This is a genomic window from Brevibacterium sp. CSND-B09, from assembly GCF_052906525.1.
Map to the genome: position 1 here is coordinate 2,807,266 of NZ_JBREGI010000001.1, position 21,728 is coordinate 2,828,993.

The 21,728-nt window shown below is 61.9% G+C and carries 26 protein-coding genes and 1 tRNA gene; 13 read left to right on the plus strand and 14 right to left on the minus strand.

All coding sequences use genetic code 11. From position 1 onward, the window contains the following. Positions 1-43 precede the first annotated feature (43 nt). The 4 genes from ACU4IU_RS12515 to ACU4IU_RS12530 all read left to right on the plus strand — a co-directional run bounded on the left by ACU4IU_RS12515 (position 44) and on the right by ACU4IU_RS12530 (position 3,346). Complete coding sequence (locus ACU4IU_RS12515; protein ID WP_101543626.1) at positions 44-424, plus strand: cold-shock protein; 381 nt, start codon at positions 44-46, stop codon at positions 422-424. Then, positions 424-1,383: a DUF3027 domain-containing protein gene (locus ACU4IU_RS12520; RefSeq protein ID WP_446656892.1), complete on the plus strand. Its 960-nt coding sequence runs from the start codon at positions 424-426 to the stop codon at positions 1,381-1,383. The genes ACU4IU_RS12515 and ACU4IU_RS12520 overlap by 1 nt, the downstream gene beginning before the upstream one ends. 8 nt (positions 1,384-1,391) lie before the next feature. Beyond that, positions 1,392-2,669, plus strand: coding sequence for an MFS transporter (locus ACU4IU_RS12525; RefSeq protein ID WP_446656893.1), 1,278 nt, complete (start codon positions 1,392-1,394; stop codon positions 2,667-2,669). A 179-nt stretch (positions 2,670-2,848) separates the two neighbouring features. Further along, entirely contained in the window at positions 2,849-3,346 is a 498-nt protein-coding gene (locus ACU4IU_RS12530; RefSeq protein WP_181270724.1) for a DUF456 domain-containing protein, read from the plus strand. Positions 3,347-3,653: 307 nt separating this feature from the next. Here ACU4IU_RS12530 and serC read toward each other — a convergent pair whose 3' ends face one another. After that, positions 3,654-4,835, minus strand: coding sequence for a phosphoserine transaminase (serC, locus tag ACU4IU_RS12535; protein WP_446656894.1), 1,182 nt, complete (start codon positions 4,833-4,835; stop codon positions 3,654-3,656). 176 nt (positions 4,836-5,011) lie between these two features. On the opposite strand from serC, the gene pdxH reads away from it, so the two are divergent. The 7 genes from pdxH (at position 5,012) to ACU4IU_RS12570 (ending at position 13,195) form a co-directional block, all read left to right on the plus strand. Then, positions 5,012-5,683, plus strand: a complete 672-nt coding sequence (gene pdxH / locus ACU4IU_RS12540) for a pyridoxamine 5'-phosphate oxidase (RefSeq protein ID WP_446656895.1) — start codon at positions 5,012-5,014, stop codon at positions 5,681-5,683. 204 nt (positions 5,684-5,887) lie between these two features. Then, the gene (locus ACU4IU_RS12545) at positions 5,888-7,360 is read left to right on the plus strand and encodes an aldehyde dehydrogenase family protein (protein WP_446656896.1); all 1,473 of its coding nucleotides are present in this window, start codon (positions 5,888-5,890) and stop codon (positions 7,358-7,360) included. Positions 7,361-7,623: 263 nt separating this feature from the next. Next, entirely contained in the window at positions 7,624-8,310 is a 687-nt protein-coding gene (locus tag ACU4IU_RS12550) for a metal-dependent transcriptional regulator (RefSeq protein ID WP_139908932.1), read from the plus strand. 457 nt (positions 8,311-8,767) lie between these two features. Further along, positions 8,768-9,586 (plus strand): C40 family peptidase, encoded by an 819-nt coding sequence (locus ACU4IU_RS12555; RefSeq protein WP_259357432.1) that lies wholly within the window; start codon positions 8,768-8,770, stop codon positions 9,584-9,586. A gap of 415 nt (positions 9,587-10,001) precedes the next feature. Next, entirely contained in the window at positions 10,002-10,502 is a 501-nt protein-coding gene (locus tag ACU4IU_RS12560; protein WP_139468172.1) for an HNH endonuclease, read from the plus strand. A gap of 167 nt (positions 10,503-10,669) precedes the next feature. Beyond that, positions 10,670-11,734, plus strand: a complete 1,065-nt coding sequence (locus ACU4IU_RS12565; RefSeq protein ID WP_139468173.1) for a universal stress protein — start codon at positions 10,670-10,672, stop codon at positions 11,732-11,734. 1,302 nt (positions 11,735-13,036) lie between these two features. After that, positions 13,037-13,195, plus strand: a complete 159-nt coding sequence (locus ACU4IU_RS12570; RefSeq protein ID WP_446656897.1) for a hypothetical protein — start codon at positions 13,037-13,039, stop codon at positions 13,193-13,195. A gap of 1,013 nt (positions 13,196-14,208) precedes the next feature. Here ACU4IU_RS12570 and ACU4IU_RS12575 read toward each other — a convergent pair. The 12 genes from ACU4IU_RS12575 to ACU4IU_RS12630 all read right to left on the minus strand — a co-directional run bounded on the left by ACU4IU_RS12575 (position 14,209) and on the right by ACU4IU_RS12630 (position 19,762). Further along, the gene (locus ACU4IU_RS12575; RefSeq protein WP_446656898.1) at positions 14,209-14,391 is read right to left on the minus strand and encodes a hypothetical protein; all 183 of its coding nucleotides are present in this window, start codon (positions 14,389-14,391) and stop codon (positions 14,209-14,211) included. A gap of 211 nt (positions 14,392-14,602) precedes the next feature. Then, the gene (locus ACU4IU_RS12580) at positions 14,603-14,884 is read right to left on the minus strand and encodes a hypothetical protein (RefSeq protein WP_446656899.1); all 282 of its coding nucleotides are present in this window, start codon (positions 14,882-14,884) and stop codon (positions 14,603-14,605) included. A gap of 197 nt (positions 14,885-15,081) precedes the next feature. Next, positions 15,082-15,234, minus strand: a complete 153-nt coding sequence (locus tag ACU4IU_RS12585; RefSeq protein ID WP_446656900.1) for a hypothetical protein — start codon at positions 15,232-15,234, stop codon at positions 15,082-15,084. A gap of 64 nt (positions 15,235-15,298) precedes the next feature. Beyond that, positions 15,299-16,036: a hypothetical protein gene (locus tag ACU4IU_RS12590; RefSeq protein ID WP_446656901.1), complete on the minus strand. Its 738-nt coding sequence runs from the start codon at positions 16,034-16,036 to the stop codon at positions 15,299-15,301. A gap of 12 nt (positions 16,037-16,048) precedes the next feature. Further along, positions 16,049-16,282, minus strand: a complete 234-nt coding sequence (locus tag ACU4IU_RS12595) for a hypothetical protein (RefSeq protein WP_446656902.1) — start codon at positions 16,280-16,282, stop codon at positions 16,049-16,051. After that, positions 16,279-16,539, minus strand: a complete 261-nt coding sequence (locus tag ACU4IU_RS12600; protein ID WP_446656903.1) for a hypothetical protein — start codon at positions 16,537-16,539, stop codon at positions 16,279-16,281. The genes ACU4IU_RS12595 and ACU4IU_RS12600 overlap by 4 nt, the downstream gene beginning before the upstream one ends. Beyond that, positions 16,536-17,480 carry a hypothetical protein gene (locus ACU4IU_RS12605; protein ID WP_446656904.1) on the minus strand — a complete coding sequence of 315 codons (945 nt, stop codon included), beginning with the start codon at positions 17,478-17,480 and terminating at the stop codon, positions 16,536-16,538. Before ACU4IU_RS12605 ends, ACU4IU_RS12600 begins: the two co-directional genes overlap by 4 nt. After that, a complete protein-coding gene (locus ACU4IU_RS12610; protein WP_446656905.1) occupies positions 17,481-17,954 on the minus strand; it encodes an HNH endonuclease signature motif containing protein in 474 nt (157 codons plus the stop codon). After that, positions 17,951-18,154 carry a hypothetical protein gene (locus tag ACU4IU_RS12615; protein WP_446656906.1) on the minus strand — a complete coding sequence of 68 codons (204 nt, stop codon included), beginning with the start codon at positions 18,152-18,154 and terminating at the stop codon, positions 17,951-17,953. Before ACU4IU_RS12615 ends, ACU4IU_RS12610 begins: the two co-directional genes overlap by 4 nt. Continuing rightward, on the minus strand, positions 18,151-18,963 hold the full coding sequence (locus ACU4IU_RS12620; protein ID WP_446656907.1) for a hypothetical protein: 813 nt from the start codon (positions 18,961-18,963) through the stop codon (positions 18,151-18,153). The genes ACU4IU_RS12615 and ACU4IU_RS12620 overlap by 4 nt, the downstream gene beginning before the upstream one ends. Before the next feature lie 2 nt (positions 18,964-18,965). After that, positions 18,966-19,556 (minus strand): hypothetical protein, encoded by a 591-nt coding sequence (locus tag ACU4IU_RS12625; protein ID WP_446656908.1) that lies wholly within the window; start codon positions 19,554-19,556, stop codon positions 18,966-18,968. Beyond that, positions 19,553-19,762, minus strand: coding sequence for a helix-turn-helix transcriptional regulator (locus ACU4IU_RS12630; RefSeq protein WP_446656909.1), 210 nt, complete (start codon positions 19,760-19,762; stop codon positions 19,553-19,555). The genes ACU4IU_RS12625 and ACU4IU_RS12630 overlap by 4 nt, the downstream gene beginning before the upstream one ends. 95 nt (positions 19,763-19,857) lie before the next feature. Here ACU4IU_RS12630 and ACU4IU_RS12635 point away from each other — a divergent pair, with 95 nt between their 5' ends. Both ACU4IU_RS12635 and ACU4IU_RS12640 read left to right on the plus strand, forming a co-directional pair. Then, positions 19,858-20,424 (plus strand): helix-turn-helix domain-containing protein, encoded by a 567-nt coding sequence (locus ACU4IU_RS12635; protein WP_446656910.1) that lies wholly within the window; start codon positions 19,858-19,860, stop codon positions 20,422-20,424. After that, complete coding sequence (locus ACU4IU_RS12640; RefSeq protein WP_446656911.1) at positions 20,399-21,532, plus strand: tyrosine-type recombinase/integrase; 1,134 nt, start codon at positions 20,399-20,401, stop codon at positions 21,530-21,532. The genes ACU4IU_RS12635 and ACU4IU_RS12640 overlap by 26 nt, the downstream gene beginning before the upstream one ends. A 22-nt stretch (positions 21,533-21,554) precedes the next feature. On the opposite strand, the gene ACU4IU_RS12645 is transcribed toward ACU4IU_RS12640, so the two are convergent. After that, positions 21,555-21,627, minus strand: a tRNA-Arg gene (locus tag ACU4IU_RS12645). Positions 21,628-21,728 lie beyond the last annotated feature (101 nt).

Below are 21,728 nucleotides of genomic sequence, written 5' to 3' on the forward strand. Positions count from 1 at the left end.
GATCAGCCCGCTTCAACGGGTACGAACAGACAGAAAGGACATCATGCCCACCGGACGCGTGAAATGGTTCGATGCCGACAAGGGCTTCGGCTTCGTCATCGCCGAGGACGGCTCGCAGGCCTTCCTCCATTCCTCCGTGCTGCCCGAGGGAGTCGAAGTCACCAAGGGCACCCGGCTCGAATACGATGTCGTCGATTCCCGCCGCGGAGCGCAGGTGCTCAAGGCCCGCCCGATCACCACTCCCGGCAAAGTCGCCAAGGCCCGCCGACGTCCGGCCGTGGACATGGCAGTTATGGTTGAAGATGTCATCAAAGTTTTGGATGACCTCAACAACGGACTGCAGCACGGCCGTTACCCGGACCCCACCCATGGGAACAAGGTCGCCAGCCTGCTGCGGGCGATTGCCGACGATTTGGAGTCCTGATGTCATCACTGTTCAGTGATTGGCTGGCCCGGCAGACCGCCGCGCCCGCCGAGAACGACGCCGAACAGACCACCGAGGCGGCCCCAGGCAGCGATGTGCCGACCGCTGCGGGCGAATCGACCGCCGCTGGAAGTGCGGTCGCCGCGGATTCCGGCACGGCCGCCTCGGCGAAGGCAGCGAAGACCGGTCGTCCGCGATCGGGCACGGAGAAGGTCGTCCTCGACACCCAGCTGGCCGCGGCGATCGACATCGCCCGCACCGCCATCACCGAGGTGGCCGGCACCGCCGTCGTCGGCGAACACCTGGGCACGGTGGCCGAGGCGACGCGACTGGTCACCCACTACTTCGTGTGCACCGACCCGACCTACCGCGGTTGGCGGTGGGTGGCCGTGCTCGCCCGCGCCCCGCGCGCGAAGAAGGTCACGGTCTGCGAAACCGCGCTGCTGCCCGGACCCGACGCTCTCGTCGCCCCCGAATGGGTGCCGTGGGAGGAACGACTCGAACCCGGTGATATGGGTCCGCGCGACACCCTGCCGAAGCTCGACCAGGATCCGAACCTGCAGCCGGGCTTCCAGCAGACCGAGGACAATGCGGCGGACAACGTCGACCAGATTCAGAACTTCGAATTCGGTCTCGGTCGTGAACGCGTGCTCTCCTCCGACGGGCTGAGCGCGGCCGCGAGCCGGTGGTCGGAATCGGATGCCGGACCCGACAGCGAGTTCGCCTCACGCGCGGCCGGGCACTGCGGCAGCTGCGGCTACCTCATGCCGATCGCCGGATCGCTGCGCCAGAAGTTCGGGGTCTGCGCCAATGCGTGGTCGCCGTTCGACGGTCGCGTGGTCGGACTCGAATCCGGGTGCGGTGCGCATTCGGAGACCGATGTGAGACGGCCGAACAACGAGCCTGCTGAAGCAGTCGTCGACGACTACTCCGGCGAGCTCGAGTTCCAGGAGGGCTGAACCACTCGATGTCCCAGATGTTCCGGTCGCTGTCGGAGCCGAACTACCGGCACTGGTTCGCCGGTGCCCTGATCTCCAACACCGGGACATGGATGCAGCGCACGGCGCAGGACTGGATCGTCCTGACCATGCTCACGGACAACAACGCTTCGGCGCTCGGCCTCACCATGGCGCTGCAGCTGGGACCGCAGCTGATCATGTTCCCGTTTGCGGGCAATCTCGTCGACAAGTTCGACAAACGGCGTCTGCTCATGGTCACTCAGGCGCTGCTGGGATTCATCGGACTCGTCCTCTTCGTCCTCACCATCACCGACGTCATCGTCCTCTGGCACGTCTACGTGCTCGCGTTCACGCTCGGGATGCTGACAACCCTGGACAACCCGGCCAGGCAGGCCTTCGTCTCCGAACTCGTCGGTGAGAAGCTGCTGCCGAATGCCGTCAGCCTCAACTCGGCGTCCTTCAACGGCGCCCGCATGATCGGTCCGGCCGTGGCCGGTGTGCTCACCGCTGTCATCGGGCCCGGTCCCGTCTTCCTCATCAGTGGACTCGGCTTCGCGGCGACGCTCACGGTGCTCCTCCGGCTCGACAAGTCGAAGCTGCACCCTTCCGGTCGGCGCGGCAAGGGCGGGGTCCTCGGCGGGCTGAAATATCTGCGCAGACGCCCGGACATCACGGTCGTGCTCGTCGTGCTGTTCATCGTCGCGACCTTCGGATTCAACTTCAACATCTACACGGCGACGATGGCGAAGATCGAATTCGGCAAGGATGCCAGCGGCTTCGGCCTGCTCAACTCCGTCATGGCCATAGGCTCCGTGACCGGGGCGCTCGCCTCGGCCAGGCGGGAGAAGCCCCGACTGCGATTCATCTTCGGCGCCGCCGGCGGATTCGGTGTGGCCGTCGGCGTGGCATCGCTGATGCCCAACTACTACCTCTTCGCCGCCTCGCTCATGTTCGTCGGCTTCGCATCGCTGACGATGATGACCTCGGCGAACGCCTATGTGCAGACGACCACCGCGCCGAACTACCGCGGCCGAGTCATGGCCATCTACGCGGCTGTCGTCATGGGCGGCACCCCGATCGGGGCACCCCTGGCCGGCTGGGTCGCCGATGTCTTCGGACCGCGGATGGCGCTCGTCGTCGGAGCCGCCTCGGGGATCCTCGCCTTCGCCGTGGGCCTGCTGTGGATGATCACGGCCAAGGACCTGCGCCTCCACCGGGATCCGAAGTCGCGGATCCGGCTGCACATGAGCTATCAGGGCAGGCCGCCGGGCGGCAGCGGACACTGACGGGTTCGAGCGGGCGGGGCAACTGTCCGCAGGTGGGAGTTCGACCTCGGGCGGTGTCGGGCGGAAGCCGGCACACTGCGGGGGTTGGCACTCGGCGGGCCCGGAGGTTCGTGTCATAGAATTTCGATCGACCGCCTCGGCGAGGGATTCGAGGGTCGAGCAATGGAAACGGACGGACTGTGACAACTGACATCATCACCTCGGTGCTCGTCGGCCTGGCGATCCTCGTCGGCTGCCTGGGCATCATCGTGCCGGTGCTGCCCGGGTCGATCCTCATCGCCATCGCGGTTCTCATCTGGGCGATCATCATCGGCGGACCGACCGCGTGGATCATCTTCGCCATCGTCGCCGTGTTCGTCGCGGCCGGGATGAGTGCCTCGCTCGTGCTCACGGGCCGCAAACTCAAGTCCATGCAGGTGCCGAACTCCTCGGTGCTGCTGGGCGGGGTGCTCGCCGTCATCGGCTTCTTCGTCATTCCGGTGCTGGGCCTGCCGATCGGCTTCGTCGCCGGCCTCTACCTCGCCGAGTATTCCCGCCTCAAGGACGGAAAGACGGCGTGGAACTCCAGCTGGGAGTCGATCAAGGCGATCGGCCTCGGTGCGGGCATCGAGTTCATCCTCGCGATGCTCGCCGGCATCACCTTCGGCATCGGCGTGCTTATCCACTTCTTCGCCTGAGGCTCGCAAGCATCCGTCACCGTTAGGGCTTAATTGCATCGTTGCAGTGGGGTGTTTTGTCGCGAAGGGTGAGGGATGCCCCAAGTTCCGCCCGTGGCGCATGCATCCGTCACCGGTAGCGGCAATACGTCCTCGGAGTGGCTTCTCCTACCGCGGCAAACGCATCCGACGCACTGAGTGCCATAACACCCCTTTGCAACGGGTCGTTATGGCACTGAGTGGAGGAGTTACGCGGCCGAGGTGCTGGCGGCCGACACTGGAAACTTGCGTATGCGTTGCGTCCGCAGCCGCCGGTCGCGGCTCTGCGCTACTTGAGGGCGTTGATGACGAAGTCGATGCAGGCAAGCAGTGCCCGCACATCGTCGGGGTCGACGGAGACGAAGGTCGCGATGCGCAGCTGGTTGCGACCGAGCTTGCGGTAGGGCTCCACGTCGACGACGCCATTGGCCCGCAACACCTTGGCCACAGCAGCAGCATTCACCGACTCATCGAAATCGACGGTGGCCACGACCGACGAACGATCCGCAGCGTCTGCAACATAGGGGTGGGCCGCCTCGGCGGAATCCGCCCAGTCGTAGACGAGCCCGGAGGACTCAGCGGTCCGTTCGGCTGCCCAGGACAGACCGCCGTTGCCGTTGATCCACTCGATCTGTTCGGCGAGCAGCAGCAGGGTTGCGACGGCCGGAGTGTTGTAGGTCTGGTCCTTGGCCGAGTTCTCGATCGCGGTGACGAGGTCGAGCGAGGTCGGGATCCAGCGTCCGGAGTCCTTGATCTCCTGCGCGCGGGCGATCGCGCGCGGCGACATGATCGCCACCCACAGTCCGCCGTCGGAGCCCATGTTCTTCTGCGGGGCGAAGTAGTAGACGTCGGTCTCGGCGATGTCGACAGCCAGTCCGCCTGCGCCGGAAGTGGCGTCGATGACGACGAGGGCATCCTCGGCGATCCCGGTCGGACGTGCGATTCGGGTGGCCACACCGGTCGAGGTCTCATTGTGGGGCCAGGCGAAGACGTCGGCGGCGTTCTCGCCGGTGGCCGCCTCGGCGGGGGAGTCCACGAGACCAGCGGCAGCCAGGGCCTCGGGAGTCGGGATCGCAGCGGTGCCCGGTTCGGCGCCCAGGATGAGGGACGACTTCAGGTGTGGGGCGGTGTCGGTAGCCTTCGCGAACTTCTGTCCGAACTCGCCGAAGGTCGCGTGCGCGGCCCGTTCGCGGACGAGGCCGAAGGCCGCGATGTCCCAGAACACGGTGGATCCGCCGTTGCCGAGCACCACTTCGTAGCCTTCGGGCAGGCTGAACAGCTCGGCCAGTCCGGAGCGGATGCGGCCGACGAGGTTCTTCACCGGAGCCTGGCGGTGGCTGGTGCCGAGCACCTCGGTCGCGGCCGAGGTCAGCGCCTCGATCTGGGCGGGGCGGATGCGGGCCGGGCCGGACCCGAAGCGTCCGTCGGCGGGCAGGAGGTTCTTCGGGATCTCAATATTCGTCGCAGTCACGCTCGACATTCTACGGCGGGCCCGCCCGGCGCCCGGGACCGGTCCGTCATGTGACGGACGTGCCGACTCGACATTCCGAGTCTCGACTGCCCTCGCCGAGGCGGGACCCGGCTCGATCGCCCCGCCGAGGCGGGACCCGGCTGACTCGTGTCCGTGCCGCGTCGTAGAGTGAAGACATGAGTGAGCCCGTCGATCGTCTCCCGCAGACCCGGAAGTCCTATGACTCAGCCGTCTTCGAACACCCGGACACCGCACCCCTGGACCTTCTGCGCCAGTGGTACGACGAGGCGGCCGACCATGTCCGCGAACCGAATGCGATGACCGTCTCGACCCTGGACGAATGGGGCCCGAGCTCGCGCATCGTCCTGCTCAAAGGCCTCGACGAGCGCGGACTGCTGTTCTTCACCGACTACGACTCCGCGAAGGGCCGGCAGCTGCGGGCCGACCCCCGCATCGCCGTGAACTTCCCGTGGCAGGACATGGAACGACAGGTCCGCATCCGCGGTGTCGCCGAGGTGGCCGCCCCCGAGGACTCGGACGCCTACTTCGCCGTGCGCCCCCGTGGATCGCAGATCGGGGCGACCGTGTCGAAGCAGTCCCAGCCGGTGACCAGCCGCGAGCAGATGCAGGCCGAATACGATGCAGCGGCGGCCGAGTTCGAGGGTCAGGACGTGCCGCGGCCCGATCATTGGGGCGGATTCCGCGTGCGCGTCTTCGAGATCGAATTCTGGCAGGGTCAGCAGAACCGGTTCCACGACCGGTGGGTCTTCCGCCGCGCCGACGGCAGTCACGACGCGGCCGACCTCGATGACGCCTCGGCCTGGTCGGTCGTCCGCCTCTACCCCTGAGGTTCCTCCCCTGAGCACCGCCGAACTGTGCCGCAGCGCAGCGGAGATCGACAGCACCGTTTCGGAGTGCGGATCAGTGGCGCGCCACTGGTCCACGTCACGGGTCCGTGTTGCAGAACGAATCAGCACAGGGCGCCGGCCACCCAGCACAATGGTCACAACATGCGCACCGCAACCAGGCGCAGACGATGCAAAGGAGCACCCATGACACCCCCAGCATTCAGCACCCAGTACGGACCCGACGCCGTCTTCGACAACCTCATCGGCGGAGCCCGGGTACCCAGCGACGACCGGTCGACGAATACGAACCCGTCCGACCCGTCCGATGTGATCGGCCGCTACGCCCGCGCGGATGCCGCCACGGTCGCCTCGGCGATCGCTGCCGCCCGCGCTGCCGCCCCCGCCTGGGCGGACCTCGGCTCACAGCAGCGATTCGCGATCCTCGACAAGGCCGGCAGCCTCATCGCCGAACGCGCCGATGAACTCGGCGATCTGCTCGCCCGGGAAGAGGGCAAACAGCTCGCCGAAGCCAAGGGCGAGGTGCTGCGCGCTTCCCAGATCTTCAAGTTCTTCGCCGGCGAGACCATCCGCAACACCGGTGAGGTCGTGGACTCGGTCCGCCCCGGACTCATTGCCGAGATGACGCACGAGCCCATCGGCGTCATCGGCATCATCACCCCGTGGAACTTCCCGATCGCCATCCCGGCCTGGAAGATCGCCCCGGCTCTGGCCTTCGGCAACACGATCGTATTCAAACCGGCCGAGCTCGTCCCCGCCAGTGCGTACGCACTGGTCGATATCCTCGCCGAGGCGGGACTGCCCGATGGGGTCCTCAACCTCGTCATGGGGCCGGGCTCCGTGGTTGGGGACGCACTGACCACCTCGGCGAAGGTCGACGCCGTGACCTTCACCGGATCCGTCGCCGTCGGACGGTCCGTCATCGCATCGGCTGCGGCCCACCAGATCAGAGTGCAGTGCGAAATGGGCGGGAAGAATCCGCTCGTCGTGCTCGGCGACGCCGACCTCGAAGCGGCCGCCGAGGCGGCGATCAACGGAGCCTTCTTCTCCACCGGCCAACGCTGCACCGCGTCCTCCCGCCTCATCGTCACCTCCGATGTCCACGACGAATTCGTCGCGCTGCTCAAGGAGAAGATGGCGGCGCTGACCGTCGGAGACGCCCGCGCCGAGGGCGTCGCCATCGGACCCGTGGTCTCCAAGACCCAGCTCGACCAGGACCTCGATTACATTGCCAAGGCCCGAACCGAAGGCGGGGAGGTCACCGGCGGTGAGCTCATCGATTCGGACACGGAGGGGTACTTCCTCGCGCCCGCACTCGTCACGGGCACGAAGCCGGGCGACACGATCAACGTCGAAGAGGTCTTCGGTCCGGTCGCCTCGGTGATCGAGGTCGCCGACTACGACGAAGCGCTGGCCGTGGCCAACGACACCGAGTTCGGACTGTCCGCGGGCATCTTCACGACCTCCCTGAAATATTCGACCCACTTCAAGCGTTACGCCGATGCCGGGATGGTCATGGTCAATGCTCCGACTGCAGGAGTGGATTATCACGTGTCCTTCGGCGGACGGAAAGGGTCGAGCTATGGTCCCCGCGAACAGGCTCGGGCGGCACGCGAGTTCTTCACAGTGCACAAGACGACCTACACGAACGCGGGCTGAGCCGGGCGGTGCGAATTCTTCCCGAACGGGCAGATGCAGACCCCGGTCGAGCCGTCAGGCGCTGACCGAGGTCGCCTCCGGGACGGGGCGAATCCTCGAATCACGGGAATTGCTGAACGCACGATAGGATTGGGGCAGATCGCAACGGCCGCGAACGGGTTCGCCTGTGCGGGGCGGGGCAGGGTCGGAACGACCCGAAATGGTGACAACGCCTGAAACGGTCGAAACGACCTGAAGACGAAGAGTGGAGTGGCTGGTCAGAAGTGAACGACCTCATTGATACAACCGAGATGTACCTCAAATCGATCATCGAGCTCGAAGAACAGTCGATCGTGCCTTTGCGTGCCCGCATCGCCGAGCGCCTGGACCATTCCGGCCCCACCGTGTCACAGACCGTGGCGCGGATGGAGCGCGACGGACTGCTCCACGTCGGCAACGACCGCCATCTCGAGCTCACTCCGGAGGGCCGACGGATCGCCACCGACGTCATGCGCAAGCACCGCCTGGCCGAGCGTCTCCTCTCCGATGTCGTCGGACTCGAATGGGAACTCGTCCACGACGAGGCCTGCCGCTGGGAGCACGTGATGAGCGAGCAGGTCGAGCGCAAGCTCGTGACGCTGCTCTCGGAGACCTCCACCGGGCCCTACGGCAACCCGATCCCCGGACTCGACGTCATCGGCGGCGAGGCCTCGAAGACCACCGACGTCATCGACCTCGCCACGGCAGTCGGCCGGGACGGTGCGAAGAAGCTGACGATCGCTTGGCTGGCCGAACCCCTGCAGGTCGATATCCATCTGCTTCAGCAGTTCCAGGTCGCCGGCGTCCTGCCGGGCAGCGACGTCGAAATCTCTCGCAACGGCGAATACATCACCGTGCAGGTGCCCGGCGCGCAGGACGTACTCGACCTGCCGGTCGAGACCGCCTCGCACGTCTTCGCCTACCGAAGCTGAGACGCCCAGAGGCCTCCGCCGATAGCGGCGAGACTGAGTCTCGGTAACGGGACGAGAGGGCGTTTCGGTGACGGCAGCGCTGTGTCTCGATAACGACGAGACCGAGCAACGGTAACGAAAGAGCGGGTGCCCGAACCCCGATTCGTTACAAATGACTGTGATCTCTGACCCAGGGAGTGGATTTTCCACCCCTGGGTCACGTCGTATAACGAGAAAATGTTACGAATATTTTACGCCATTTAGGGCCTCTGACCTGCGTTTTTATGGAAAACATCACGGTTTTCCTCCGGTGGTTGTGACAAAAACGTGACAATCAGTCACCGATTGGTTACAGTTGTGGAGGTCGTTCACGCAATGACGACTGCACAGCGAGAACCGAACGCCGCGCTCGCTGTGGGATACCAAGGACCAAGAGCGGCGGTTGGCCCGGAAAGCCAATAGGTGCGAGAGGGAAAACGTGGCAACTAAGCAGCATGGCCGCCGCGCCGCCGATGCCAAGGTCAAGACTCCACTGACCGAACTCACTGAACTTCTGAACGCCAACTCAGGCGTCTTCGGCCGTCGCGCAGCAGTTGTCGCTGCCAGCGGTGGTCTGCTGACCGCCGCAGTGATGCCGGCCGCCGGTCAGGGAGCCGACGACCAGAGCAAGGTCTCCGCAGAAGCCGAGACCACCCAGAAGGTCGATTTCGAGAACCAGACCGTCACCATCGGCGACGACTCGAAGGACAAGAAGGACGACAAGAAGTCCGATTCCTTCGGTGTCGAGAGCAAGGCCATCACCGCTGAAGCTGCTCCGAAGCCCAAGCCGAAGCCCAAGCCGGTCGAAACCTCCACTCCCTCCTCCGACGAATCCGCCGGAACCTCCGACGACACCGCCAACAGCGGATCGTCCGATTCGGGCGAGTCCGACTCCAAGGACTCGGGATCCATCGACGGATCCAAGGCCGAGCAGGTCCTCGCCTGGGCCCAGAAGGGCGTCGGAACCCCCTACGTCATGGGCGGAACCAGCCAGAACGGCTGGGACTGCTCCGGCTATACCTCGTGGGTCTACAGCCACGTCGGCGTGAACCTGCCCCGCACCTCCGGTGCACAGAAGGGTGCAGGCCAGATCGTCTCGCAGTCCGAAGCCAAGCCCGGTGACCTCATCTGGCACCCCGGCCACGTCGGCATCTACGCCGGTGGCGGACAGATGTACGATGCCGGTTCGCCGAGCTCGGGAACCTCGAAGCGCAGCTACAGCTGGATGGGCAACGTCACTTTCATCCGCGTTCTCTGATCTTCTTTCCGATTGCTCCCCGTGAGACTCGACGGTCCTCGAGTCGCACGGGGAGCTTTCGTATGCCCGGAAACTTCGGGCGCATATCGCACCTACCAGATTCGGTGAACGGAAACCGAAGTTTCCGTGACGCTAGCCGTATGAATTGGGTCACGGGCGCGCGCGGCGTTACTCTGGAGAAGATTGAGTTCCATAAATGGTGGACACCAAGTGGTGTCAACCGCTGATGCGAAGGAAAGCGGATGGGGCATAGTCGAATAATTCGAATAGCCGCTCCAGTCTCTGGTGCGGAGTACATATCTGTCTCCGTGCCCTCTTTCCCAGGCGTCGTGCCCATGAGCACGGCGCCTTTTGTGTTCCCTGGGGCCGGGGCAGCCGGTTTCGGCCCGATAGAGAAGAAGATGAGGGGCGAGATATGAAGACTCTCGTGCTGAACGCCGGTTATGAACCGCTGTCGATCGTTCCGTTCACACGAGCCGTGGTGCTCGTGCTGACCGGAAAGGCGACAGTTCTGGCCGCAGAGGACATTCCGGTGAGATCCGAGCACATGAGTCTCGATCAGCCCTCCGTCATCCTGCTCACCCGCTATGTGCGCCCGCCGAGCAACCGCCGCGTCTCGCTCTCCCGTCGCGGAGTCCTGCGTCGGGACGGCCACCGCTGCGCCTATTGCTCGAAACCGGCGTACACCGTCGACCACGTCGTCCCACGGTCTCGCGGAGGAGCGAACACCTGGGAGAATCTCGTCGCGTGCTGCCGCGAATGCAACAATCGCAAGGGCAATCGCACTCTCAGTGAGATCGGCTGGAAGCTCAGCTTCCTGCCGCAGGAGCCCCGCCTGGGTCAGCTGTGGATGCGTGGGATCGACAAGCCCGTCGAGAAGTGGCGACCATTCCTCGAATACTCCAGCGCTGCTTGACAACAGCTCCAGCGCCGCCTGAAAACGGGCCATCGTCCCAGATAGGGGACCGTGTTGTCCATATGTTGGCGCAATTCGGATAACGATGTGACATAGGTGAAGTTCTCACCGTCAATGTGCTCTAGGGTGGACGAAACAGAAGTTCGCTTCGACCCAAGGAGCTTGCGATGAGTGAGCAGGATCGCCCACAGAACCCCGACCCGGCCCCGGCCGGTGAGCCCGAAGCCGTCATCGTCGGAATCGACGGTTCGCCGCCGAGCCGCAATGCCCTGGCCTGGGCGATCCAAGAGGCACGCTCCCTGGACCGTCCGATCCGCCTCGTCGGCGCCTACACGATCCCGAGCGTGGCCGCGGCCGCCATCGACGTGTCCTATGTGCCCATCGACGACAGCTCGATCCGTGCGGCCGTGACGAACACGCTCAAGGAGGCCGCCGCCGAGGTGAAGGCCGCCGGTGTTCCCGTCGAGGCGGTCATCGAGATCGGAGACGCCGCCGGTGTGCTCATCGACGAATCGAAGACCGGCTGCCTCACCGTCGTCGGCTCCCGCGGGCGCGGCGGCTTCGCCGGTCGTCTCCTCGGCACGGTCTCGAGCGCTCTGCCGGCGCACTCCGCATGCCCGACAGTCGTCGTCCCCTCCTGCTGGGACAACCAGGCCGAGCGCCCCGCGCACCCGACCTCGTCGCGGCCGATCCGACAGGACGGCGTCGAGGTCGAAACCCACGACCCCAATGCCGAGTCGATCGAAGGTCTGCGCTTCGACGGGAAGGTCGTCGTCGGCGTCGACTCCCTCGGCGCCGAATCCCCGGCGCTGTGGAAGGCGGCCCGATTGGCTGTGCGCCGTGGCTCACCGCTGCACATCGTCGCCGTGATCACCACAACGGTCATCGGTCCCGAGTGGCTGCCGAGCACCGCCGACCTCGAACGCCTCGTCAACGAGGGCGCGGACAAACTCGTCGTCGCCAAACAGCGGCTGGCCGAAGAGTTCCCTGATCTCGACGTCACGTGGACGCTCTTCGACGGCCAGCCCGCCGAGGTGCTCGTCCGAGCCTCTGACACGGCCGAAGTGCTCGTCATCGGCTCGCGTGGCCGCGGCGGATTCGCCGGCCTCCTGCTCGGTTCGACATCGCAGTCGGTGCTGCCGTACTCGCAGTGCCCGACGATGGTCGTCCGCGTCGCCCGCGATCACGGTCGCCGCAAGAGCAACGAGGCCCCGGCAGAGCCTGGCCTCTAGACCCCGCCTGAGTCCGTGAATCCCGATCACGAGGAGCGGATCATTCAGGCCGGAAGACGATCACCGAGGCGGCCGATCGATACGATCGGCCGCCTCGGCGATGGTGGGTCTGGGCGACATCGGCAAGTGGATCTTGCTCGGACAGGTGGTTCTGGCGCCCCCGGGCAGATTCGAACTGCCGACACCCGCTTTAGGAGAGCCTTCGAGGTATCGTTGCCATTTTTGAACTGCGAGCAATATGGGCTTGTGACCTGGACGGATAGTCCATTTTTGCGTTGGCGCAGTCATCCGTGATCGGGGTGTTTCTTGCACTGATGTTCGTGAAATGTTCGTGATCGGAGTTGTCCCCAGGGGACATGAGCGGGACACCCTAGGGGGCAGTGAGGACTCACGAACCTCCCCAGAACCGGGGAGGTTACGCTTCCATTTCTGGAACCGTACCCTCTTCAGCCCCGCGCGTGCGCGTGCGAGGCATCGGACCAATTGGTCCGATTTGAAATGGCTCGCTCCGCCCCGCGCGTGCGTGGGCGCGAGCTTTCTCCCAAAAATGGGAGAAAGTCCTGGGCTTACCCCTAACCATGGCAAATCGCATGGCACCCGCCACCGTCTGTAGCATTTGCTACAGACGCGACAACGGGGCCGGGGAACCACCACAGACCCCGGCCCCGAAGAATTCTTTGTCAGGCGTCCCAGCCGGTGTATCGCTTCAGAGTCACCTCGAAATGATGCGTGTGCCCCTGTGCCGATCGAATCTGGAACGGCCCGTCCACCTCGTAATGGTCCCCACGCCACAGGAGCCGCTGACCTTCACCGGTCTCGAACTCACGTTTGACGTACGCGACGATCTCGGCCTTGTGTCACAGGGTGTCCCCGTTGTCCGTCGACTCGGTGATGTTCTGATAATCGACATGTGCGGGGATCGAGTCGACCACCTCGGGATTGTCCCAATCATAGATCGGGTTGCCGTGGGCATCTTAACCACCACAACCGGCCTCCACCACGCCGATCAACACCATTGTTTCCACGAACGTCCGCCACTACGTCGGCACCACGCCCCCGTCCACTGTTGCCGACTGGCTGACCACCAACACCTGCACAGCAATTCGTCTACTTGACTGGCAAGAATCGTTCACCATTGAACAACTCACCGCCATCACTAAGCACACTAGTGCTTCATTCCTGCAACTAGTCCTGTCACCAGGTCAACTGTCGGCACAAGCACTCCGGCAAGCCCTCACCGAATTCGAGACTGAGGGAGTCGGCGGCGACCTCGCAGAAACCCTGTGGTTGGTGCTTGCTGACATGACGAAGCGGACCACAAACGAGGCTGGACACCGGGCGAACATGCTGCTGACAGAGGCGCTGCAGGTCATCATCACGAGTGATGTTCTGGACGATGACCATTGCCTCACGATCACATCGAAAATGCAGAGCGCAATCGCGACCCTGAACCCGGTCTGAGACGCGAATGGTAGCCGCAGACTAGCAACGCGAAAACGCCCCCACGTGACCCAAACAAGGGCCACATGGGGGCGCTTCTGTGATGTGACTATCGGATGGGCCAAGCTAAACACTGTCGTTTGCATGCCCAAACTTTCTCACTACGGCTGGCCCCCTCAAGGGCTGGCCGAATTCTTATCTCACCTCCACACTGAGGGCATTTGTCGGGTACGTCGGTCATCGTTTCACCTCCTACAGTTGCCCAGCACTCTATAGCCAGGCACGGCAGAGACGGAACTACCGGCTCACCGCATTAGTACTGCTCTAAACGATCCCACCGCACGGCCGGCTCAGACTCTCCGCGGTTCCACTCAACGTCATAACCGAGGCTCCGAAGAATATCGACCGCTGACTGCGGATCATCACGCACTACGCTACGCGCTTGAGTCCTACGCCAATCAGCCCTACCTGCCCTCAACGCCCTCAACGTACCGGGCTGCATATCTACGCCGAATTCCTCTATTAGAATCTCCAAAATGTCCTCAAGACATGGGCGGAAACGATGCCCACCAAGGGGGAAATGAATGTCCTGCAACGAAGGAACCTTCCCCGACTCCACACGACGCTTAGAACGCTTACTCGAACTGCCTGCCGTCGCCATTAGATAAGTGAACGCATCACGGTGAGCGTGAACATGCATATGAGCCGGTGGAGCCTTCGTATAATCCCGATCATACTCATACCGGAATATCGGACCACTACCAGCCTTAGGTGCAACCTCGATCCTTGACTTCTCGACTGCTAGATAATCGCCCTTGCTATCCATACAGCACTCGAAAATCACTTTCAAATCAAGGAAAGGCACCCCGTCAACTTTCAACGGGATGCCTTTGCTCGGGCTTTGGCGAACAGCGATCCTCGGCTCACCTTCAACGTACTTAGCCGTGAACGGTTCACACTCTGGAACAACAGCATGAACTGTTTCAGTCAAACTCTGCGCGAACTCCTGAGCTTGTTTCTCAAGCGAGCTAACCTCACTTGCCAATTAGGAATTCCAACTCAACAAGATCGTCATAGATCGCCTGCCCCTCACTGTCGAGGGCATACGCTTCAGCTTTCGCCCGGAAGTCGTCTAGATCAGCTATCCGGCCAAGGATCGCATCGTATCGGCGACGCGCTTCCTCTAGAGAAATGGCCTCAGGCACAACCACTGGCATGGCTCCCCACCTCCTTAGTTCACTCATCATAACCTCGATTCATCCACAGTAGGTGTAGGCACTGACACGACTTCTGCAGCCCTGCTACTGATGCGGAGATTCAGGCCGAAAGCAAGGAAAGCGCCCCGCACAGCCGACAAAAGCAGCCATGCGGGGCCAAACTCTCACCACACGCCTAAACAGGCGCACACACGAAGCTTGTAGACCCCGATCAAATGTCCTTCGCGTCGAACGCCGACCGCTCCGGCGACTCCACCACCTTCAAATGCTCACGAGCTTTCACCCGCTTTTCCTCCACCAGGCGCGAAACCTCATTGAACTGCTTCGACAATCCAGCCAACGCATACGGCGGCGTATCAGACGCGTCCAAAGTCCTCGCAAGCTTCCGCTGAAGAGCCAGCAAATACTCAAGCTCCGTACCCTCAGCAGCCGCCTCAGCAATAGACTCGAACACTCTCGGCTCACCCCGCTTCGGGTGCGACTTCCGGGCCATACAGACCCCCTTTCCTTAATGAGAACGTTTTTTCATGGCCAAGGGAGAGAGCGCAATGCCGGGGGCACGATTTTGAGAGGGGTGGGGACCGGATGCCCCCTGGGGGTCGGACTCTAAACTTTCCTCACCCTGGTTCTATACCCTCGTTTTGTACCCTGGTTGCGGACTCTCTCACCTGGAGTGTGGTACTTCCTGATTCAGTGGGTTTCGTACCAGTGTTCCCACTTGCGGAACTGGGCGATTGCCTTGCCTTTGTCATCGCGGATAATCAGTTTGGCTTTCTCGATGGTGACGTGTTCGGGGGCTGCGCCGAGCTTAATGGTTTCGCTGCCTGTGTTGACTGCGATCATGTGTTGTCCTTCCTTGGCACCCCGACAAGACGAGTGGCCTTGTCGGGGTGTTGTGTTGTGCGGGTCAGTTGTCGATTGCTGCGGCTTTGCGTCGTGCTTCTTCGGCCTCGACCGCCTTGTGTCGCTTGCTTTCCTCGGCTCTCGTGGTTGCCAGCTCCACTTCGATACCGAATCTGATTGCATCCCATACGCCGGGGATCAGGTTTGGGTCTCGGTGTAGCCGGTGCTCCACTACCTGATCGAGTGTTGGTTTCATGTATGAGTAGCATTCCCACTTGGTGCCTCCACTGCTGGGCTTCAGCGAACCTCTGATCATTGCTAGTGAGCGAATGGCGGCGTGGGCGTTGTGGTCGGCTTCTTTCGCTCGGGCGATTGGCACCAAATGTTCTGGCATCGGAGCAACATCCTTGATGTCTTTGTTGCCGAGCACCTTATATACGTCATGCAGGGTGTCTACGGCGGTATCAAATCGTTCTAGGAGTTCGTCTACCATTGCGTCATAGTGGTTGAGGTAGTGGTCGCGCTTATCAAACAGGCGTGCTTGTTTGGCGGCTTCATAGTGGTTGAAGTTCTGATCCAGCCAGCGGCGGTCGAGTGCTCGGCGCGCCTCGTCGCAATCGAGTGGGTCACGTCCGGCTCTGACTTCTCGCAGGGCGAGTTCCCGAACGTCCGGTGTGCCAGGGTGCTCGAAGTAGTTTCCTGGCTCGAATGCGGGAATGTTGAGCTTTGCCTGCTTGATTGCTTCTTCAGCCGAGCTGATAGCGCTGTCGAGTCCGTTCGGGTTGAGTCCCATGCTTGTCATCGTGTTTTCTCCTTAGAGGTTGTGGAAAGGGTTTTTGTTGAATAGGGCACCTAGCGCCCCAGCTGTTCCGCTGTTCGCGGCGATTCGATTGGCGTCTTGAAGAGTCAACGGGTCAGGAGTGTCTGCCTGACTGTTAATGACCGGAGCGGATACGGTGACGGGTTCGGTCGGATCGTTGTTCTGCGGTTCCGCTTCAGGGTGGAACAGCGATTCAACGAGATTTCGCATTGCAGCTTCGTCGTTCATTTGCCTTCACCTCCTTTCGGATGAAATTCGATGTATCCGGCATTCCGAAGAACGTCCGGGAGTCGGTTAGTCACGTCGGCTAACAGGTAGTCGAGAATGTCAGCCTTCTTCCGTGCTTCGGCCTCGGCTTTCAACAGATATTGCCCACCGGCGAGTAGCTGCTGATTGTGTTCTTCGAGTTCCCGAATGCGTTGTTTCGCCGCCCTGTATTTGCTGTGCAGGACGGTCGGGGTGGGCAGGTCGTTCGGTGTGTTCATTTCTTCCCCACCGTCTTCTTCGAAATTTCCACGGTGTCAGCAATCAGGGTTGCGAACGTGATTGCATCCTTCATTCCGAGCACAGCGAAAGACCGACCGTATTTGATGAGTACGCCGGGTTCACCGTTGGCTCTGACTGCTGGTGATACTCGTGTGCGATCCGCGATTTCTTCATGGGTGCGCACCCAATCGGACTTCTCGTAAAAGGGGCGGTTGTAGATGTGCATGTGTTCCTTTCGGACATAAGAACAGCCCCTGCGCGGGGCTAGGATTGCGAGCAACCATAAAAGGGATGCTCGGGATGTTGTTTGGCCCCCGACTAGGTTGCGGACGAACTTCTCCGCGCCTGCGTCTAACTCTTCTTCGGTTACTGTTGGTGGGATGGTTCCGTTTGCTCTACCGCGTTCGAGAGCTTCTTCGTTGCGTTGACGTTGCTCTTCGGGGGACGGGCCTGAGTGCGCGTAGTTCTTCGCGTCCTTGATCGACATGTCTGGGGTGATGTCACCGGACTCGATGCCGTCCTCAATATCGGACGGGTTAAGCCGGGACAGTTCATATAGGGCGCGGACTGCAGTGGGGAAATCGTTGGAATTGCAACGATTTGAAATCGCCGTATTGCGCCCGATCTGCATGAGCATTCGCGCCGTTGCCTGGTCGATCCCGATTTCTTTGAGCATCGGCAACCACTTACCGTGGTTAACGTCCGCCTTCGCCGCGATCAAATGCTTACCTGCCGACACGATGCCCTTCCCGAACGCCCCGGTGATGATTTCCTTCTGGAAACCGCGAAGCTTCACCAGTTCCCCGGCCCCGACACCCTTCGGCGTGATGCAGAACCGTTCGATGAACTCGATCCGCCGCTTCGCCCGAGAAGTCGACAGCCCCGACAGATCGAGCGGATCAGCAGTAATCGGACCCTTCGGACCAGCCTTGATCGCCACTCACACCACCTCTCCCTTATGCCCAGTGGGGGTATGAGAGGGAAACTTTGCCTGCCGAGGGGATCGGAGCGTTGACGCCTCTTGGGCCTTGGCCCCACCTCTGATGTACTGCAGTCTCCGCTGTCTCCGTACCCTGATCTTCTCCGCGATCTGGGACTCGCCTTCGGGAGTCGCTGGAACCCCGGCGAGTACTCCGTTGTGATACCTGCACAGCACTCGGCAGTTGTCGATCTCGTATACCCATTCGGGGCGGTCGACTGCTCGGACGATGTGGTCGATGGTGAGGTCTTCGGCGGTTCCGCAGATTTCGCAGAAGGGACTCTTCTTGCGGAGCCGTTTGGAGAGGTTCTTCCACTTCGCGTTGTTGGCGAAGGCGACGTGATCGGTGTTCGTCTTGGTCTTGACGATTCGATGCTGTTCGCAGCGTGGCCCTTGCGAGACTTCACCGCAGATGAGGCATGAGGTCATGGTCATGGTCGATCACCTGCCTTGGCTTGAGCCTTCTCTTCTTGCAGTTGCTCGAACAGATCGACGAGAGAGTCAGCGAGGCTGACCGCTTCGGAGAGGCGGACTCGGAGGCCGAAGAGCTTGCCCCTTCGGATCATGATGTGCGGGTCATCGTGCTTGCCCGCGAGATGCGCGAACAGTCTGGCGTCCGCGGTCATGTGACTCACGCTGCTGCTCCTTCCAATGTGATTCCTTTCTCGATGCAGGCGTTGATGAACTGGTTGAGCTTCTTGCCTGCCGCATACCTCTCCACCAGTTGCCCGTTGACTGTCCAGTAGTTGACCCATTCGCCTGCTGCCTCGTCACCGAGGAAGTTCTCGATGTCGCCGTAGGTATCCATGGATGCCGACTGGTAGTCCTCTTGGGTGCAGTTGTTGCTGATGAGGGTGTGGGCCTCGAAGGTGATCCGGTCGATGAGTTGCTGTCGTTGCTTCTTCGTGATGAGCCTCTGGCTATCGCGCATCGATTCCTCGGAATTGATGGTGAAACTCTCAATGACCGGATGGATGCCCGGGTCTATGACCGGGTGGGGGTCCACTGACTCCACCCCTTGAAGGGGAACCATTGGACCCCTTTGAGGGAATGGTTCACCCCCTTGAGGGAATGGTTCACCCCCTTGGGGATGACTCTCGGATTCGTAGGGGTCCAGTGAGTCACCCCCTTGAGGATTGCGGAGACGTACTGGCATCGACAGCCGGTAGGTGTTCGCCCAACCTTTGCGAACCTCGTTCCCACCCTTCTCGACCAGCTCGATGTAACCGCGTTCGATGAGCCGGTCAATAGCTGGACTCAGCGTCTTGGGGTCCACCCGCGCATCGGCCATGAGTCGGTTGCGTCCTGGGCGAATGTCTCCACCGTCGCCGGATGAGGCATAGGTCCACATCACCGTGAGCACCGTTTTCTGGGCGTGACTGAGATCGTCAGCACCCCGAAGGGCGGCTGAGAGCCAGCCCATCTTGGAGAACGGTGTGCTCATGGTCAGGACTCCTGGCCCAGTGCGTATTCGAGTTCGTGGAGCATCCGGGGCAGTAGCTCGTTGTGCAGTTTCTTCAGTTCCCACCAAGAGAACTCAAGGCTTTCCCCGCCAGATTTTTCGACCACAACACTGAGCAGGGCTTCGTTGTCCCACGAGTAGCGGCGCACCTGTCCAGTGAGTGCGCCGTGAGGTGCGTCAAACCCGTAACGCAGCCCGGCGTGAGATTCGTGGTGCTCCACATCGTCGTTGACATAGCAGTTGTCATCGGTGGGGTCGCACCACAGCGGGTGCCAGCGTGAAGCGTCTGTGTCAGCGGGGCCGGGTAGAATGCCGGTATCGTTCATAACGGTCTGTTCTCCTTGATGGGTGTTCAGGTCAGCGGCCTCGGGTGACTTCTTGGCGGGAGTCCCGAGGTCGTTCTCATTCAGAAGGCCTATCAGATGCTCGGCACGGTGTGGCGGCATGTGCGCCCTGATCGCACGGTCACGGGCGCGAATCTCGGCCTGCTGCTCTTCGTGCTTCATGAGCCGGAGCATGTCGCCGGAAACCGGGAAGAACTCGGTGTCACTGACCGGCACGTCGTAAATGGTCATGCCGTCACGCTCTCTTCGTACTGGTCCATCAGCCACGTTTCGAGATCGTCCTCGAAGTACATGACGAGCTTGCGACCGAGCCGGAATGACTTCGGGCCTTCACCGATGTGCCGCCAGTAGCGGAGCGTGCCGACACTTGGCGTTCCGCCGAAGTATTCCGATGCCTCCGCAGTGGAGAGCACCCGCCTGCCATTGATCTGTCTCACCATAACCTCATTTCCGTTGGGGGGCACCAAACTGATGCCGTGCATTCAATGTACCACATGTTTCATGCGGGGCATCAAAACGGTAGGATGCGAGTATGGAAGAAGATAACGAAGCCACCACTCCGCCCAAATGGGAGGACAACTTCAGGAAGTCAATCGAGGCGAAGCGAGACCAGCTCGGCATGTCTCAGACTGCTATGGCTAAGGCACTCCGGGGGAGGGGGCTACAGTTCCGTCAGCAGATGGTGCAGCGGGTCGAGTCGGGGGAACGGCCCTTGAGGCTGAACGAAGCTCTTGCCTTCGCTGAGATACTGGGCCTCGACTTCAATGCCGCCATAAACGGCCCAGGAACTGAGGACTCCGATAGTGCGCTGCGACCGCAGTTTGAGCAGAAGATGCGCGAGACTTTCAAGGCAATGGTGTCGTTGCACGAGCTTCGAGACCTTGTGATCGCCACGGGTGATGACCTGATGGAGCTGACTGACGAATATGTGGAATTGCCGATTACGGATGACTCGCCGCCTATCCAGAAGGCGACGATGAAGCTCTTCGGGATCGTGGCCCAATTCGTTGGCTCGACGGGTGAGCTTATGGACAAGGTGGTTGAGCCGCTTGTCGAGCTGGACAAGGAATACCGTGGCGAGCATTCACAAGACTCCTAGCGGTAAGTGGCAGGTCCGCTACCGCGACGGCTCCGGCAAGATTCGAGCCAAAACCTTCAAGTACAAGTACAAGAAGGCGGGAACCGACGAATGGGCCGAGAAGTTCAAGAACGAAGTCGAGCAGTCCCTCACTGACGGTTCCTACATTGCCGCCGAGCGTGGTGCCGTCGACGTCCCCGCTTGGGTTCAGCAGCACCTCGACAGCCGTGTTGATATCGGCGTCACCACGAAGAACCGGACTCAGGGCATCATCAACACGCACATCGAGCCGAAATGGTCGACTGTGCGGCTCTCAGAGGTCGAGCACGGCGATATTGCGGCATGGGTGAAGGATCTTCTGGAAACGCAGTCTGTACGCTCGGTGAAGAAGATTGTCGGCGTCCTGTCGGCGGCGTTCGAGGCGGCAGTGAGAGACCGTAGAGTTCACAACAATCCTTGCAAAGGCATCAAGTACCCGAAGGTCACGCCTCAGCGGAGAATCTACCTCTCAGCCGAGCAGGTCGAGCAGTTGGCCGCTGCGACGCTCGATGACCGGCAGAAGCTCATCGTCTACACGCTCGCGTACTCGGGCCTGAGGTGGGGAGAGCTTGCGGGTCTGCGGGTGCAGGATTTCGACCCGCTGCGCCGGAGGCTTAACGTCGAGCAGACCATCGTCGATGACAACGGGAAGATGCTCGTGAAGCCGCCGAAAACGCACGAGATTCGATCTGTGCCGGTCCCGAAGTTCCTTGTCGAGATGATCGCGGCGCACATCGTCGGGATGGACCCGGATGATCTGATCTTTACCTCGGTGCGGGGTGAGCCGCTGCGGAACCGCAATGAGCGCGGCAGGTGGTTCGATCAGGCGGCGAAGGGGATCGGCATTCCAGACCTGACGCCGCACAAGCTCAGGAACACGGCGGCATCAATGGCGATCTCGGCGGGTGCGTCGGTTCTGTCAGTGCAGCGGATGCTCGGCCATGAGTCGGCAACGGTGACTCTCGACGTGTATGCGGAGCTGTTCGAGGACGATCTCGATGAGGTTGCGGAGCGGCTGGACTCGGTTCGTGCCGATGTTCGTGTTCGTGAAATGTTCGTGACGCCGATTCGTGAAGGTGAGTCGAATTAGTGTTTGGCCTGGTCAGGCAGTGCGCCCCCGGCGCGATTCGAACGCGCGACACCCGCTTTAGGAGAGCGGTGCTCTATCCCCTGAGCTACGGGGGCCAGGTGGTCGTCCTCAACCACGATCACCCAGTGTAGCGTAGAAGAAACCTCACTGTTCCACGGTGTGCCAGCACCTATTATGGACAGATTCTCGTTAGGGT